The organism is Pseudomonas sp. BMW13 (assembly GCF_013357275.1).
Classification (GTDB): Bacteria; Pseudomonadota; Gammaproteobacteria; order Pseudomonadales; family Pseudomonadaceae; genus Aquipseudomonas; species Aquipseudomonas khazarica.
In genome coordinates this window covers 47,957-63,953 of sequence record NZ_SUKD01000004.1, presented here as the reverse complement: position 1 = coordinate 63,953, position 15,997 = coordinate 47,957, and the positions used below count along the sequence as shown (strand labels likewise).

Annotated in this window: 13 protein-coding genes; 2 read left to right on the top strand and 11 right to left on the bottom strand. The window is 64.9% G+C overall.

The features are described from left to right. Window positions 1-45: 45 nt before the first annotated feature. Together E4487_RS04005 and leuA are read left to right on the top strand one after the other, a co-directional pair. A complete protein-coding gene (locus tag E4487_RS04005; RefSeq protein ID WP_244976441.1) occupies window positions 46-1,731 on the top strand; it encodes a flagellinolysin in 1,686 nt (561 codons plus the stop codon). A 276-nt stretch (window positions 1,732-2,007) separates the two neighbouring features. Continuing rightward, entirely contained in the window at window positions 2,008-3,684 is a 1,677-nt protein-coding gene (gene leuA / locus E4487_RS04000) for a 2-isopropylmalate synthase (RefSeq protein ID WP_152489422.1), read from the top strand. A gap of 61 nt (window positions 3,685-3,745) precedes the next feature. On the opposite strand, the gene E4487_RS03995 is transcribed toward leuA, so the two are convergent. The 11 genes from E4487_RS03995 to pilW form a co-directional block, all read right to left on the bottom strand. Continuing rightward, a complete protein-coding gene (locus tag E4487_RS03995) occupies window positions 3,746-5,458 on the bottom strand; it encodes a GEVED domain-containing protein (RefSeq protein ID WP_175252759.1) in 1,713 nt (570 codons plus the stop codon). A 210-nt stretch (window positions 5,459-5,668) separates the two neighbouring features. After that, complete coding sequence (locus E4487_RS03990; RefSeq protein WP_150606192.1) at window positions 5,669-6,124, bottom strand: hypothetical protein; 456 nt, start codon at window positions 6,122-6,124, stop codon at window positions 5,669-5,671. Window positions 6,125-6,141: 17 nt separating this feature from the next. After that, on the bottom strand, window positions 6,142-6,924 hold the full coding sequence (locus E4487_RS03985; RefSeq protein ID WP_175252758.1) for an amidohydrolase: 783 nt from the start codon (window positions 6,922-6,924) through the stop codon (window positions 6,142-6,144). Window positions 6,925-7,021: 97 nt separating this feature from the next. After that, a complete protein-coding gene (locus tag E4487_RS03980) occupies window positions 7,022-8,170 on the bottom strand; it encodes a pyridoxal phosphate-dependent aminotransferase (RefSeq protein WP_134677037.1) in 1,149 nt (382 codons plus the stop codon). A 95-nt stretch (window positions 8,171-8,265) separates the two neighbouring features. Beyond that, window positions 8,266-9,744 carry a ribosome biogenesis GTPase Der gene (gene der, locus E4487_RS03975; RefSeq protein WP_037049579.1) on the bottom strand — a complete coding sequence of 493 codons (1,479 nt, stop codon included), beginning with the start codon at window positions 9,742-9,744 and terminating at the stop codon, window positions 8,266-8,268. A 110-nt stretch (window positions 9,745-9,854) separates the two neighbouring features. Beyond that, on the bottom strand, window positions 9,855-11,006 hold the full coding sequence (gene bamB, locus E4487_RS03970) for an outer membrane protein assembly factor BamB (protein ID WP_037049581.1): 1,152 nt from the start codon (window positions 11,004-11,006) through the stop codon (window positions 9,855-9,857). Beyond that, window positions 10,999-11,637 (bottom strand): tetratricopeptide repeat protein, encoded by a 639-nt coding sequence (locus E4487_RS03965; RefSeq protein ID WP_037049583.1) that lies wholly within the window; start codon window positions 11,635-11,637, stop codon window positions 10,999-11,001. Before E4487_RS03965 ends, bamB begins: the two co-directional genes overlap by 8 nt. A 32-nt stretch (window positions 11,638-11,669) precedes the next feature. Then, complete coding sequence (gene hisS / locus E4487_RS03960; RefSeq protein ID WP_175252757.1) at window positions 11,670-12,959, bottom strand: histidine--tRNA ligase; 1,290 nt, start codon at window positions 12,957-12,959, stop codon at window positions 11,670-11,672. A gap of 161 nt (window positions 12,960-13,120) precedes the next feature. Next, on the bottom strand, window positions 13,121-14,233 hold the full coding sequence (gene ispG / locus E4487_RS03955) for a flavodoxin-dependent (E)-4-hydroxy-3-methylbut-2-enyl-diphosphate synthase (protein WP_047587591.1): 1,113 nt from the start codon (window positions 14,231-14,233) through the stop codon (window positions 13,121-13,123). A 3-nt stretch (window positions 14,234-14,236) separates the two neighbouring features. After that, a complete protein-coding gene (locus E4487_RS03950; protein ID WP_037049591.1) occupies window positions 14,237-15,229 on the bottom strand; it encodes a RodZ family helix-turn-helix domain-containing protein in 993 nt (330 codons plus the stop codon). Next, a complete protein-coding gene (gene pilW / locus E4487_RS03945) occupies window positions 15,226-15,987 on the bottom strand; it encodes a type IV pilus biogenesis/stability protein PilW (RefSeq protein ID WP_175252756.1) in 762 nt (253 codons plus the stop codon). The genes E4487_RS03950 and pilW overlap by 4 nt, the downstream gene beginning before the upstream one ends. Window positions 15,988-15,997: the final 10 nt, after the last annotated feature.

The window sequence follows — 15,997 nt, the reverse complement described above, 5'->3', positions numbered from 1 at the left end:
CTCTCGGTAGAGCCGGGTAATCGCCCGGCGGCTACCAGTGAGCCGATGATGCTGACGGTCAATACCAACATCGCCTCGTCGTTCACGCGTCGCCAACTGGAGAGCAACAACACCGGCCTCGACATCTCGTTGCAGCGCCTGTCCACCGGGCAGCGCATCAACAGTGCCAAGGATGACGCTGCCGGGCTGCAGATCTCCAACCGCCTCAACTCGCAGGCACGCGGGCTGGGCGTGGCGATACGTAACGCCAACGACGGTATTTCGCTGCTGCAGGTCGCAGAGGGCGCGCTACAAAGCGTGACCGACGCCCTGCAGCGCATCCGTTCGCTCGGCCTGCAGGCAATGAATGGCTCCAACGGCGCCAGCGAGCGCCAGGCACTCGACCAGGAAGCGCAGCAGCTGCTGCAGGAGATCGACCGGGTCAACGAGACCACCACCTTCGCCGGCCGCAAGGTCTTCGCCCAGGGCCAGTCCTCTGCCCTCGGCGACCTGGACCAGCGCGCCGTGCTCAACTCGCTCAAGGGCTTCTGGATCAGCGAAGGAGAACAGCGCGTCTTCGACGCCTTCGGTCTGCGCGCCGACGGCGCCGAGCTGAAAATCACCTTCAGCAACGACAGCAGTAGCCAGGCTCTGGCGTCGGTCTCCTCCAGCGGCGCGGATGGCAACGGTCGCGTGCTCAATCAGGTGCTCAACGTCAACCTCGCGTACTTCGACGCCAGCTCGCTGCCCGACGGCGGCAGTTACCCGCAGTACACCGACCGCGTGATTGCCCACGAGATGACCCACGCGGTGATGGGCCGCACCATGAACTTCGCCGCCGGCCTGCCCGCCTGGTTCATCGAGGGTGCCGCAGAAGCCGTACAGGGTGCGGACGAGCGCCTGGCCGCCGACACCGCCGGCGGTACCAATACCACGGCGATCGTCAGCGCCTTCAATGCCGACGACGTCAGCGGCTCCGCAGGCTACTCCGGCGGCTATGCGGCGGTGCGCTACATGCATGCCAGCATCAAGGCCGAGGGTGGCAAGGGCATCAAGGACATCATGGGCTACCTGAACAGCAATCCCGGCTCCACGCTGGACCAGGCGCTGAGCAATGCCAGCCATGGCGCGTTCACCGGGCTCGCAGATTTCCAGAGCCAGTTCAGCAGCGACGCGGCTGCCTACGTGGCGGGCCTCGACCTGAGCAACGCCGACACCGGCGCCATCGGCGGCCTGGACGCGGACGGCGGGCCGACGCTGACGGCCGAGAACGTGCTGCTCAATCAGGGTACCGGGGTCCCCGGCTCGCAGGGCTTCCGCCTCGTCGAACCAACCCTGTTCAACGACACTGCGGTCGGCGGCAGCGCCCTGACGCAGTTCCAGGTCGGCGCCGAGGCCTACGAAACCATTCAGATCGGCCTGGGCGCGTTCAATGTCGACACCCTGGCGCTCGGCCGCCTCAGCCTGCAGGACACCCCCGGCCTGGCGGTGATGGACATCGACGACGCCCTCGCCTACATCGACCGCCAGCGAGGCTACATGGGCGCGGTGCAGAATCGCCTGGAGTCGACGATCAGCAACCTGCAGAACATCGCCGAGAACACCGCAGCCAGTCGCTCGCGCATCCTCGACACCGACTTCGCCAACGAGACCGCCAACCTCGCCTCGCGGCAGATCATCCAGCAAGCCGCGCAGAGCATCCTCGCCCAGGCCAACCAGCGCCCGCAGGCGGTACTCGAGCTGCTGGCCTGAGCCCTGCGCAATCCGTCGCAAGCCTTGCGCCAAGAAGCGCAATTAATCGCCCGCATACAGGACAGCGCGAAATTTTCAGGCGTTTTTTCCGTAAGTATTGCCATCATTCCCTACCGAACGTAGGGTTAGCGACATGAACACTGCACATACCCTCATTCTGATGCGGCAACACCGCTGCCTGCGCCTGGTCAGCCCGCGACTGCGTGGCTGAATCCTCGTCTCGCCCCCAAGCCTCCGTGTTGCCCCCGGCCCAGCGCCGAACCAAGGATTAGCCTCATGACCATGCTCAAAGATCCATCGAAGAAGTACCGCCCGTTCACCCAGATCCAGATCCCGGACCGCACCTGGCCGGACCAGATCATCGACAAGGCACCGATCTGGCTGTCGACCGACCTGCGTGATGGCAACCAGTCGCTGATCGAGCCGATGGACGCCGAGAAGAAGATGCGTTTCTTCAAGTGCCTGGTCGCCGTGGGCCTGAAGGAAATCGAAGTGGGCTTCCCGTCCGCCTCGCAAACCGACTTCGACTTCGTCCGCGAGCTGATCGAAGGCGGCCACATTCCCGATGACGTCACCATCCAGGTACTGACCCAGGCCCGTGACGACCTCATCGAACGCACCTTCGAGTCGCTCAAGGGTGCCAAGAAGGCCATCGTCCACTACTACAACGCCTGCGCGCCGAGCTTCCGCAAGATCGTCTTCAACCAGGACAAGGCGGGGGTGAAAGCCATCGCCGTCGCAGCCGGCAGCACCATCAAGCGCCTGGCCGACGCCGCACCGGAAACCCAGTGGGGCTTCGAGTACTCGCCCGAGGTGTTCAGCAGCACCGAGATCGACTTCGCCGTCGAGGTGTGCAACGCGGTGATCGGCGTGTTCCAGCCGACCCCGGCGAACAAGCTGATCCTCAACCTGCCGGCCACCATCGAGTGCGCCACGCCGAACAACTACGCCGACCAGATCGAATGGTTCGGCCGCCACGTCGACCGCCGCGACAGCGTGCTGATCAGCGTGCACACGCACAATGACCGTGGCACCGGCGTCGCCGCCTCGGAGCTGGCCGTCATGGCCGGCGCCGACCGCGTCGAAGGCTGCCTGTTCGGCAACGGCGAGCGGACCGGCAACGTCTGCCTGGTGACCCTGGCGCTGAACCTCTACACCCAGGGCATCGACCCTGAGCTGGACTTCTCCGACATCGACGCCGTGCGCAAGGTGGTGGAAGACTGCAACCAGATTCCGGTGCATCCGCGTCATCCGTACGTCGGCGACCTGGTGCACACCGCATTCTCCGGCTCGCACCAGGACGCCATCCGCAAGGGTTTCGCCCAGCAGGACCCGGAAGCCGTCTGGGAAGTGCCGTACCTGCCGATCGACCCGGCCGACATCGGCCGCGACTACGAGGCGGTGATTCGCGTCAACAGCCAGTCCGGCAAGGGTGGTATCACCTTCCTGCTGGAGCAGGAATACGGCATCAACCTGCCGCGCCGCATGCAGATCGAATTCAGCCAGGTGGTACAGCGCGAGACCGATCGCCTGGGCCTGGAAATGACCGCTTCGCAGATCCACCAGTTGCTCGAGAGCGAGTACCTCAAGGCGACGTCGCCCTACGAGCTCAAGGGGCATCGCCTGCAGGAAGAGAATGGCGACAGCAGCGTCGAGCTGAAGGTCCAGGTCGACGGCCAGGAGCAGCGCTGGAGCGGCTCGGGCAAGGGCCCGCTGGAAGCCCTGGTGTCGAGCCTGCCGCTGTCCGTGGAAATCATGGATTACCACGAGCACGCCATCGGTGCCGGAGCCAGCGCCAAGGCGGCCTCGTACATCGAGATTCGCCTGGACGGCCAGCGCCCGCTGCATGGCATCGGTATCGACGAGAACATCACCACCGCCAGCTTCCGTGCGCTGTTCAGCGCACTCAACCGCGCCGTCAAGCAGGCTGAACTGAAGACCGAAGCGGCCTGAAAGGCAGCAGACTGAAAAAAGAACCCCGCCGCTCGGCGGGGTTCTTCGTTTCAGCTGGGGCTCAGTAGCTGACCACCGGCGAAACGCGCTGGTAGCGGCCGTCGATATAGGCCTTCAGCCAGGAGCGGTAGCGTTTGCCCGCGCTGTAGGCGAAGTAGCGATAGCTCTGTTCGTTCTCCGCCAGGCGCTGCAGCACGATGCTGCCATCCTGCTCGATCACCCAGGTCAGCATGGCGTGTACGCCCCCGGTGCGCGTCAGGGTCTGGTTGGCATCCACCGTCAGTTGGTAGAGCGGCAGGTAGTCCTCGGCGGCCCGGCCATAACGCACCACGTTGGACACCCGCTGGTAGTAGCCATTCTGGAAGCGCTTCAGCCACACGCGGTAGCGTTTGGCGGGATCGAAGCGGTAGTAGGTGTAGGCCAGCTCGTTGGCCGCGTTACGCTCCAGAACGATATTGCCCTCCTCCTCGATCACCCAGGTCAGGGCATCACCGATGTTGCCGCTGCGGCTGACCTGGCGATTGTCGCCGATACTCAGCTGATAGAGGTCCGTCAGCCCCGGCGAGAAGTACTCGGCATCGGAGACCTGCACCAGCTCGCCGCCAACGGCCTGCTCGATCCAGACCTTGTAGGCACGGCCCTGCTGGAACGGGTAGCGCAGTTCCGCAGCACCGCCGGTGGGCTGGCGCAGCACCTCGACACCGTCCTCGCGAATGACCCAGTTCAGGGGCTTGTCGGCAGGACCGTCATGCCGCAGCTGGAAGTCCGCTTCGACCTCCAGGTCGATGTAGCGCGCGGGAAAGCCCTCGCGGAAGGCGAGCGGAACCGAGATGGCCTCGTCCTTGCCGTTCACGCTGGCTTCGGCCCAGACCTGGTAACGCTCGCCATGGCTGAAGGCGAACTGCAGCGGAACACCGGCCTGCGCCGGCTGACGCAGCGTCTCGCCGCCCTGTGCGGCGATCACCCAGTTGCCCTGGAACGCGGCCGACGAACTGATGCTGCCCTGATCGGCATTGCGGCTCAGCGCAACACGGTCAGTGACACCGGGCTGGTAGGCCACGACATTCGAGACGGTCTTGTAGCCGCCGTCGATGAAGCTCTCCAGCCAGATCCGGTAGTGTTTGCCGGCAGCATTGTTCCAATAGTGATCACGCAGGTTGCCGGCCGCGTTGCGCCCGAGGACGCGCTTGCCGTCCTCCTCGACCACCAGCGTCAGCTTGTCGCCCAGATCGCCGCTGCGGGACACCCAGAAGCCGGGCTCCAGCGTGAGGCTGTAGGGCAGCGTCGGTTGCCCTGCGCCGTCTGGCAGCTTGACCAGGTAATCCTCGGTTTCGCCGTAGCCATAGGCCCCGCACGGCTGCGCGGTGGCGCCCCAGCGCATCTGTACCCGCATGCGGGTGGTACCGGCGCTGCCGGAAGGCACCGCGATGGGTGCGGAGACGACGGTGCTGCCCTGAGCGACCAGCACCTTCTCGCTCGCCTCGAAACTGCCGTTCTGGTCGAAGTCGATCCAGGCCCCCCAGTTCTCGACGTACTGGGTGTTGCGGAAACCGGGACGGAGCTCCAGCCGGTCACCTTGCCCCGTCAGCTGGAAGGGAGGCTGACCCGTGGCGTTCAGGTAACCGCCATCGCTGCCGGACGTCTGGCTCGCGCCATTGACGCTGACTCCGGTGATCCATTCACTGCCACTGTTACCCCGGCTGTCGCAGTACGTGGCTGCCATCAGCGGGCTCATCGCCAGGCAGGTGCCCAGCGCCATGAGTGTCTTGTACATTGTTTTCGCTCCTTGCGTTCATGTTGGGCAGGGAGCGACAGAGCTATCAGGGCCAAGCCTGTGCCCACTTCCATCCACGCGTCCCTGCGCCAGCAATGCTAGAGGCAAAAGCGAGCGGCCGTCCGGAATTTATTGGCGAATCGCCGCCATCCGCGATCGATCCGCATGCTGCAGAGGCGAACGCCCCGCACGGCACGGGGCGGACACGGATCAGACGTCCAGGATCATCAGCACGGCGAACAGCAGCGCCATCACGGCGATCGAGAAGAGCACGGCAATGCCTGCCGCCCGCCAGTTGGAGAGGAAGGTGCCACCAGCGGCGGCGTGCTGCTGGATATCGGCCTCGGTCAGGTGCTTGGCCAGCATCACCATGCCCAGCAGTTGCCCGATGGCGAACGGCAGCGTGGGTACTTCTTCCGGCAAGACGAAGGCCAGGGCCAGGGTCAGCGCCAGCAGGCACACGGCAACGCCCCAGACCATCGCGACACGGTCGGCCTTGCCCAGCAACTGCAGGTTGTGCGCAAGCATCCAGGCACCGGCCAGTGGTGTGCCGAGAAAGGTGCCCAGCCCCACCGCGGCAATCCTGTACAGCGGCAGCGTCGAGGCAGAAGCCTGCTGCAGGTCCGCCTGCGGGGTCTGGAAAGGGTTGTCCTGCTGTACGTCCATGTCGTGTCGCTCCTGATTCAGTTCATGGTGAAGGCATCGGCATCCAGATGCGCCGGAAAACGCTCGCGATAGGCCGCCAGCGGCTCGGCCGCCAGGCGCTGGCGGAACACGCCATCGGCGGCGTTCGCCTGCAGCAGCGGCTCGCCCTGGAAGTCCAGCACCTGGGAGTCACCAGTATATCCATGCCCCTTGCCGTCCTCGCCGATCCGGTTCACAGCCGCGACATAGCACAGGTTTTCGATGGCCCGCGCCGGCAACAGGCGGTTCCAGTGTTGGCGGCGGGCAGCGGGCCAGTTGGCGGTGTAGAGCAGCAGGTCGGTGCCACCCGCGTCGCGGCTCCAGACCGGGAAGCGCAGGTCGTAGCAGACCAGCGGGCGGACACGCCAGCCCTTGAGCTCGAGCACGACCTGCTCGTCTCCGGCCTGGAAATGCTTGTGCTCGCCGGCCATGCGGAACAGGTGGCGCTTGTCGTAATGCTCCAGCGAACCATCCGCACGCGCCCAGAGCAGGCGATTGCGATAGCTGCCGTCGTCGACCTGGATGATCAGGCTGCCGCAGATCACCGTATCGAGACGCTGCGCCTGCTCGCGCAGCCATGTGCTGCTGGGGCCATCCTCCGGTTCGGCCAGCGCTGCCGACTCCATCGAGAAGCCGGTGGTGAACATCTCCGGCAGGATCACCAGATCGGCGCCGCGCGCCTGCTCCAGCAGGGTCTGAAAGTGCTCGCGGTTGGCGGCCGGATCGTGCCAGGCCAGGGAGGTCTGGATCAGCGCCAGTTCGAGATCGGTTTTGTCGGTCATATCAAGGCCTCGGGGAAATCGGTAGCGCGCAGGGCGGATGTCGCGTTTCACACCCACCCCGCCCTGCTGGATCACGCGTCGCGGTGATCAGCCTGCATCACACCGCGCAGAGTTTCTCCGCAGCCTGGCGCAGGGTGTCCTCGCGCTTGGCGAAGCAGAAGCGCACCAGGCGCAGATCCTGCGGTGCTGACTGGTAGAACACCGAGACCGGGATCGCCGCCACGCCATGCTCACGGGTCAGCCACTCGGCCATGGCGACGTCATCCAGATCCGGGCGGATCGCCCGGTAGTCGGCCAGCTGGAAGTAGGTGCCCGGTGCGCGGGTGAAGGTGAAACGCGAGCCGGCCAGCAGGTCGCAGAACAGGTCGCGCTTGGCCTGGTAGAACGCAGGCAGCTCCTCGACGTGCTCGGGGTGACTGGCCATGAAATCGGCAAGGCCATGCTGCAACGGCGTGACGCCACAGAAATTCACGTACTGGTGGATCTTGCGCAGCTCGGTGGTCAACGCAGGCGGCGCCACCACGTAGCCGGTCTTCCAGCCGGTGACGTGGTAGGTCTTGCCGAACGAGCTGACCACGAAGGCGCGCGCGTACAGCTCGTCGTGCGCCAGCACACTGGCGTGCTGCACGCCGTCGAAGATCAGGTGCTCATAAACTTCGTCGCTGATCACATGGATATCGCGCTCGCGGATCAGCGCGGCCAAGCGGTCCAGGTCGCCGCGCGACAGCAGCGCGCCGCTGGGATTGTGCGGCGAGTTGAGGAAGATCAGCCGGGTACGCGGGGTGATCGCATCGGCCAGGCGCTGCCAGTCCACGGCGAAATCCGCCAGGGCCAGCGGCACGTGCACGCAGCGGCCGCCCGCCAGCTCCACGGAGGGCTCATAGCTGTCATAGCAGGGATCGAGGACGATGGCCTCGTCGCCCGGACGGATCAGCGCCTGCACCGCGCAGAAGATCGCCTCGGTGGCGCCGGGGGTGATGGTGATCTCGCTGTCGGCGTCCCGCTGCACGCCGTAGCTGCGCGCAATCTTCGCTGCCACCTGCTGGCGCAGGGCGGGCAGACCGGTCATCGGCGAATACTGATTGCGCCCTTCCAGTACATGGCGCGCCACTGCTTCGCGCAGCGCCTGCGGCCCGTCGAAATCGGGAAAGCCCTGGGACAGGTTGATCGCCCCGGTATCCAGAGCGAGCTGAGACATGCGGGTGAAGATGGTGGTGCCGACGTTGGGCAGTTTGCTGGCGAGCATCGCGACTTCCTCGGGGAAAGCTGCAAGCTACAAGCTTCGAGCCGCAAGCAAAAGCGGCTCGGCTCCTCTTGTAGCTTGAGGCTTGCCGCTTATGACTATCGTCTCTTGTCCTTGCGCTTCTTCTCGGCCTTCTTGTGGTGGCTCATCAGGCGCCGCTTCTTGTTCACCTGGCGGTCGGTGAGCTTGTTCTTGTTGCCTTCGTACGGGTTGTCGCCGCCCTTGTACTCGATACGGATCGGCGTGCCGACCAGCTTGAGCACGCGGCGGAAGGTGTTCTCCAGGTAACGGGAGTAGGCGCGCGGGACCGCGTCGACCTGGTTACCGTGGATGACGATCAGCGGTGGGTTGGCACCACCCAGGTGGGCATAGCGCAGCTTGATCCGGCGACCGTTGACCAGGGGCGGCGCGTGGTCGCTGACGGCATCCTCGAGGATCTGCGTCAGGCGGCTGGTCGGCCAGCGGGTGATGGCCGACTTGAACGAGGCCTGCACCGACTTGTACAGGTGGCCGACGCCAGTGCCGTGCAGTGCGGAAATGAAGTGAATGTCGGCGAAGTCGACGAAGAACAGCCGGCGCTCCAGCTCGGTCTTCACGTAGTCCTTCTGGCCCTGGTCCATGCCGTCCCATTTGTTCAGGGCGATGACCAGCGCACGACCGCTCTCCAGCACGAAGCCGAGCAGGTTGAGGTCGTGGTCGACCACCCCTTCGCGGGCGTCCATGACGAAGACCACGACGTTGGAGTCCTGGATCGCCTGCAGGGTCTTGACCACGGAGAACTTCTCCACGGCCTCGAAGATCTTGCCGCGACGACGCACGCCGGCGGTGTCGATCAGCGTGTACTTCTCGTCGTCACGCTCGAAGGGGATGTAGATGCTGTCACGCGTGGTGCCGGCCTGGTCATAGACGATGACCCGCTCTTCGCCGAGCATGCGGTTGACCAGGGTCGACTTGCCGACGTTGGGGCGACCGATAATGGCCAGCTTGATGCCGTCCTTCTCGCTCGGGCCGGGGATGCGCTTGGCTTCCTGGCCTTCCAGCACTTCTTCCTCTTCTTCGGCGCCCTCTTCCGGCTCGCCGGCATCCTTGGGGAAGGCACCGAGCACCACTTCCAGCATCTGGGTGATGCCGCGGCCATGGGCACCGGCGATCGCCAGCGGCTCGCCCAGGCCCATGGGGCTGAACTCGGCGCGGGCCAGGTCGACGTCGAGGTTGTCGACCTTGTTCACCACCAGGAAGCTCTGCTTGTTACGCCGGCGCAGGTGCTCGCCGATCATCTGGTCGGAGGCGGTCATGCCGGCGCGCGCGTCCACCAGGAACAGCACGGCATCGGCTTCTTCGATCGCCTGCAGCGACTGCTCGGCCATCTTCGCGTCGATGCCTTCCTCGTCGCCGGAGATACCGCCGGTATCGATCACGATATAGGTGCGCCCCTGCCACTTCGCCTCGCCGTACTGGCGGTCGCGGGTCAGACCGGACAAGTCGCCGACGATGGCGTCACGACTGCGGGTCAGGCGGTTGAAGAGTGTGGACTTGCCGACATTGGGCCGGCCCACCAGGGCAATTACGGGAACCATCAGGCTCTCCACTACGTTATTTCAGAAAATGCAAAGGCCGCTGCACGGGCAGCGGCCGGAATATTTTGCGCTGCTGCATCCAGGCCCGGGCCTGGATGCAGCATAGTTGGTCACTTGATGGTCAGCGCCACCAATTTGCCGCTGTTGCCGAAGACATACAGCCAGTCACCCACCACCAGCGGACGCGTGCGCAGACCGTCGCTGTCGATACGGGTACGACCCACGAAGCGACCATCGACCTGGCTCAGCAGGTGCAGATAGCCTTCGAAATCGCCCACGGCCACGTAGCTGGAAAACACTTGTGGCGCGGACAGCTCGCGGCGAGCCAGGGAATCGTTGCTCCACAGCGCCGAGGCACTGCGCTCGTCGATGCCTTCGACGGTGCCGTTGGCCAGGCTGACGTAGACGTTGCCGAAGCCCTGGGCGACGCCGACAGAACTGGAGGCCTCGCGCTGCCACAGCACACGGCCGGAATCCAGGTCCATCGCCGCGACGCGGCCCTGGTAGCTCACCGCGTACACGGTGCCACCGGACAGCAGCAGGCCGCCGTCGATATCCACCACGCGCTCCAGCTCGGAACGACCTTGCGGGATGGCCACGCGCTGCTCCCAAACGGGCAGGCCACGCTGGGCGTCGACCGCCACCACCTTGCCGCTGGACAGACCCGCGACCACCAGGCGGTTGGTCACCAGCGGCGCGCCGGTGCCACGCAGCGTCAGCACGGCCGGGGTGTTCTCGACGATCCAGCGCTGATTGCCAGTGCTGGCATCGAACGCGATCAGGCGGTCATCCTGGGTCTGCACCACGACGATATCGCCGTTGCTCGCCGGGGCGGCCAGCACTTCGCTGGTCACGCGCGAGCGCCACTGCTCCTCGCCATCGCTGGAGTCCAGGGCGATCACCTCACCCTTGAGCGTGCCCAGCAGCACCTGGCCATAACCGGCACCTATGGCACCGGAGACCGGGATGTCGAGTTTCTTGCGCCAGATGACCTTGCCACTGGTGCGGTCCATGGCCATGACCAGGCCTTCGACGTCGGCCGCGTAGATCACGTCGCCATCGATGGCCGGTACCAGCATGTTGAAGGTTTCGCCCTGGCCGTCACCGACGGAGCGGCTCCATTCGGTACGCAGTTCGACCTCGGTATCGAACTTGGTCAGCTCGGCGGGTGGCAGTTCCTTCTTGCTATTGCTGCTGCAACCCACGGCCAGAACGGCCAGAGCCAGCAGTGCGGCATTCTTCCAACGCATCACGTCACGCATCCCCTTTTGCCAGGTCGTCCAGCTTCATCTGCAGACCGCCAACGGCGGCGTCCTCGGCCAGCGCATCCTTGGCCTTCTGGTAGGCCGCGTGCGCGTCATCGCTGCGGCCCAGCTGGACCAGCAGATCACCCTTGAGCTCCTCGCGGCTGGCCAGGAACGCCTCGTCGACCTTGGCGTCGAGCAGCTTCAGCGCCTCGTCGACCTTGTCCTGGGCAGCCAGAACGCGTGCCATGCGCTGACGCGCCAGCTCGTCGAGGGTGGCGTCGGCCGGCTTGTCGAGCACGCGTTGCAGGGCAACGGCGGCGTCATCGAGACGATCGGCCTCGACCGCGACCTTGGCGACGAACAGGCTGCCGTACTGCGCGTAATGGCTACCGCCGAACTCGCTGTCGAGCTTGCCGGACAGTTCGGCCACCTTGCCTGCATCAGGCTTGCCGGCCGGATCCAGCGCGGTTTCCAGCAGTTGCTGATACAGCGCGGAGGCACTCTGCGCCTGGTTGGTCTGGTACTTCTGCCAACCCTGCCAGCCGAGCACGGCTACCAGCGCGAGTACGCCGCCGGTCAGCAACGGTTTGCCGTTGCGATTCCACCAGTCCTTGATTTGCGCGATCTGTTCGTCTTCGGTCTGCATGTCTAACCCCGTACTCCTAATCGAGAGCCTGCTCAGGCCTGTTGCTGGCAGGCAGCCAGATGCTCGGCCAGAGCATCCCAGGCAACGCTTTGTTGTTCACTGTCGTCGCGCAGCGGCTTGCAACCTACCACGCGCCTTGCCAATTCGTCGTCCCCCAGAATCAGCGCATAGCGTGCGCCACTCTTGTCAGCCTTCTTGAACTGGCTCTTGAAGCTGCCGCCGCCACTGTTGAGCAGCAGGCGCAGCGCCGGCAATTCATCGCGCAGGCGCTCGACCAGGGTCAGTGCAGCCAGCTCGGCCGCCTCGCCAAAGGCGCAGACGTAGACGTCGGCGGCACGGTTCAGCTCGGCTGGCAACAACTCGAGGGTTTCCAGCAGCAGCACCAGGCGCTCGACGCCCATGGCGAAGCCGACCCCCGGCGTCGCCTTGCCACCCAATTGGGAAACCAAGCCGTCATAACGACCACCGGCGCACACCGTGCCCTGGGCACCGAGCTTGTCGGTCACCCACTCGAACACGGTGCGGTTGTAGTAATCCAGGCCGCGGACCAGCTTGTGATTGATCTCGTAGCGGATGCCGGCGGCATCCAGGCGCGCCCTGACGCCGTCGAAGTGCAGGCGCGACTCCTCGTCGAGGTAGTCGCCCAGGGTCGGCGCACCGACCAGAACGGCCTGGGTCGCCTCGTTCTTGCTGTCGAGGATGCGCAGCGGGTTGGTGGTCAGACGGCGCTGGCTGTCTTCGTCCAGTTGCTCGAAACGCTCCTGCAGGTAAGCGACCAGCGCATCGCGGTAGGCCGCACGCGCCTCGCTGGAACCCAGGCTGTTGAGCTGCAGGGTCACCGCATCGGCCAGGCCGAGTTTCTTCCACAGGCGCCAGGTCAGCACGATCAGTTCGGCATCGACGTCCGGCCCCGGCAGGTTGAAGGCCTCTACGCCAACCTGGTGGAACTGGCGATAACGGCCCTTCTGCGGTTTCTCGTAACGGAACATCGGGCCGGCGTACCACAGCTTCTGCACCTGGCCACCACCGGACAGACCATGCTCGAGCACGGCACGCACGCAACCGGCAGTGCCCTCCGGACGCAGGGTCAGGGACTCCTCGTTGCGGTCGCGGAAGGTGTACATCTCCTTGTCGACCACATCGGTGCCCTCGCCGATACCGCGCGCGAACAGCTCGGTGTACTCGACGATGGGCAGGCGAATTTCCTTGTAGCCGTAGCCGTCGAGCAGGTCGACCAGGGTGTTCTCCAGGTAGCGCCAGGCAGGCGTCTGCTCCGGCAGGATGTCGTTCATGCCACGAATGGCTTGCAGAGATTTGCTCACAAATAATCCTTAAACCTGCTCTCGACACTGCTGCGCTTGCTGATGCAGCGTCAAAAACAGGCTCAAAATGCTCATTTACAGTCGTAAACTGCGCTTCTTCGCCCGTATTTTCCTTGCCTGGCCCGCGCTCGCGATGTGCTCGACGCGCAGGCTGGCCGGTTTCAGCCGCGAACGATCACGGCAGCATCGGCGGCGACCTTCTCGGCCGCCTTGTCGCGGATGAGCTTTTCCAGCTCATCCACCAGATTCTCGTTGGTCAGCTTCGACGCCGGCTTGCCGTCGATGTAGACCAGGTTGTTCGGGCTGCCACCGGTGAGGCCGATATGCGCCTCCTTGGCTTCGCCTGGACCATTGACCACGCAACCGATCACGGCGACGTCGAGCGGCACCAGCAGGTCCTCGACGCGGCTTTCCAGCTCGTTCATGGTCTTGACCACATCGAAGTTCTGCCGCGAGCAGCTCGGGCAGGCGATGAAGTTGATACCACGCGAACGCAGGCGCAGGGACTTGAGGATATCGAAACCGACCTTGATCTCTTCCACCGGATCGGCGGCCAGAGAAATGCGGATGGTATCGCCAATGCCATCGGCCAGCAGCATGCCCAGGCCGACGGCCGACTTCACGGTACCGGAGCGCAGGCCACCGGCTTCGGTGATGCCCAGGTGCAGCGGCTGCTCGATCTGCTTGGCCAGCAAGCGATAGGCCTCGACCGCCATGAACACGTCGGACGCCTTCACGCTGACCTTGAAGTCGGGGAAGTTGAGGCGGTCCAGGTGTTCGACATGGCGCAACGCCGACTCGACCAGCGCTTCCGGGGTCGGCTCGCCGTACTTCTTCTGCAGGTCCTTTTCCAGCGAACCGGCGTTGACGCCGATGCGGATCGGAATGCCCTTGTCGCGCGCCGCCTCGACCACCGCCTTGACGCGGTCCTCCCGGCCGATGTTGCCGGGGTTGATACGCAGACAGTCGACGCCCAGCTCGGCCACGCGCAGGGCGATCTGGTAGTCGAAGTGAATGTCGGCCACCAGCGGTACGCGCACCTGCTGCTTGATCAGGCCGAAGGCCTCGGCAGCGTCCATGTCAGGCACGGAAACCCGCACGATGTCGGCGCCGGCATCTTCCAGGCGACGAATCTGCGCCACGGTGGCGGCGACATCATTGGTGTCGGTATTGGTCATGCTCTGCACCGCGATCGGCGCATCGCCGCCCACCGGTACCGAGCCCACCCAGATCTTGCGTGACAGACGACGCTTGATCGGCGATTCGCAATGCATGCTTTACAACCCCAGTTTCAGGCGCGCGGTTTCGCCAGTCATGTGCGGCGCAACGTCCACGCTTTCGCCGTTGTAGGTCACCTGGGCTCCGCGAGCGAAACCCAGACGCAGCTCCATCGGAGCCTTGCCGGTCAGTTCGATGCGCTCGCCGCTGCGCTTCAGCGCGCTGACCAGCACCTTGCCGTCGGCATCGGTCACCTGCGCCCAGCAGTCGGCGGTGAAGCGCACGTTGAGCGCACCCTGCCCGGCGGAGACGGCAATCGGAGCAGCGGGTTCAACGGCGGCAGGCGCCTGCGCCTCGCTGCTTGCCAGCGGTGCATCGCCCGCGCCTGCAGCGCTCGGCGTTTCAGCGACGACCGCGCTCGCTGCGCCTGTCTCGTTGGTGGATTGATCAGTGGCACCGGCGCTTTCCGGCTCATCGCCCGGCTCGACCGGCAACAGCAGCGGGCTGCTCTGCTGGTCGCCCTGGGCCAGGATCACGGCCTGGTCTTCCGGCTCGGCCAGAGAATGCACCTGGGTGGTGCCATCGGCCCCCTCCACCTCGACATGCTCGATGCCGACGTCAGCCAGGCTGGCGACCGGACGCCCCTGATCCTGCCACCAGAGGAAACCGGCGCCGATCAGCGCCAGCAGCAGCAGGAAGCTCACCAGGCGCAGGATGCTCTGCGAATAACGCACCGGTTCCTCGATACGCCCCAGGGCATGCACGCTGCTGCCCGTGGCATCGGTTCCGGTGAACTGGTCGAACTCGAGCACCAGACGGTTCTGGTCGAGTTCCAGCAGCTTGGCGTAGGCACGAATGTAACCACGGGCAAACGTGGTGCCGGGCAGCTTGTCGAAGGCACCCGCTTCGATCTGGGCGAGACGCTGCTGGGTCAGGTTGAGCTGGGACGCCACCTCGGCAACGCTCCAGCCCTTGACTTCACGGGCCTGGCGCAGGCTTTCGCCCGGATTGTTCGACATGGACTGGGTCACTTCGCTATGGGCCGCTTTCATCGTTGCCCCGAAACATATTGCTGGTATTCCTTGGACGCCGGATACAGGCGGCGCAACTGCAGGCCCAGGCTGGCGGCCCGGTCGCGGTCCTCGAACACTTCGGCCAGACGAGCACCGAGCAGCAGGCTCCGCGCATTCTGCGGCGCCATTGCGCTGTAGCTGTCGTAGTAGCTGCGAGCCGGGACATACTCCTTGTCCTCGTAGGACATCGCCGCCATCTCCAGCAGCGAGCGCGGCTGACGGCTGCTCAGGCGCAACGAGCGCTGGAAGTATTTCTTGGCCGCCTCTCGCTGCCCCAGTTGCAAGGCGGTCAGGCCGAGGTTCTCGAAGACCCTGGAGCGTTCCGGGTAGAGATTGTCCTCGGTGGCCTTGAGATAGGTGTCCATGGCTTCCTGGTAACGCTTCTGCTCGAACAGGAAACCACCGTAGTTGTTCAACAGGCGAGCGTCCGCCGGACGCTGGGACAGCGCCTTGCGATAGTGCTCGTCCGCCAGCTTGGGTTCCATTTCCAGCTGGAACGCCATGCCCAGCGCCGCATGCGCATCGGCATCCGACGGGTTGATTTCCAGTGCGCTCTTCAACGGCACCTTGGCCAGCTGGGTATCACCCTGCTGGATATAGGCGACCCCCAGCTGCACATAGGCGGCTCGCGCCTCTTCACGCCCTTTTGTCGTACTCATGGGGTCAACGTGGCCGGTGGTCACGCAACCACCCAGCAGACTGACGACTAGCAACAACAGCGCAGGGCGCAAGGTCATGGACATCCTC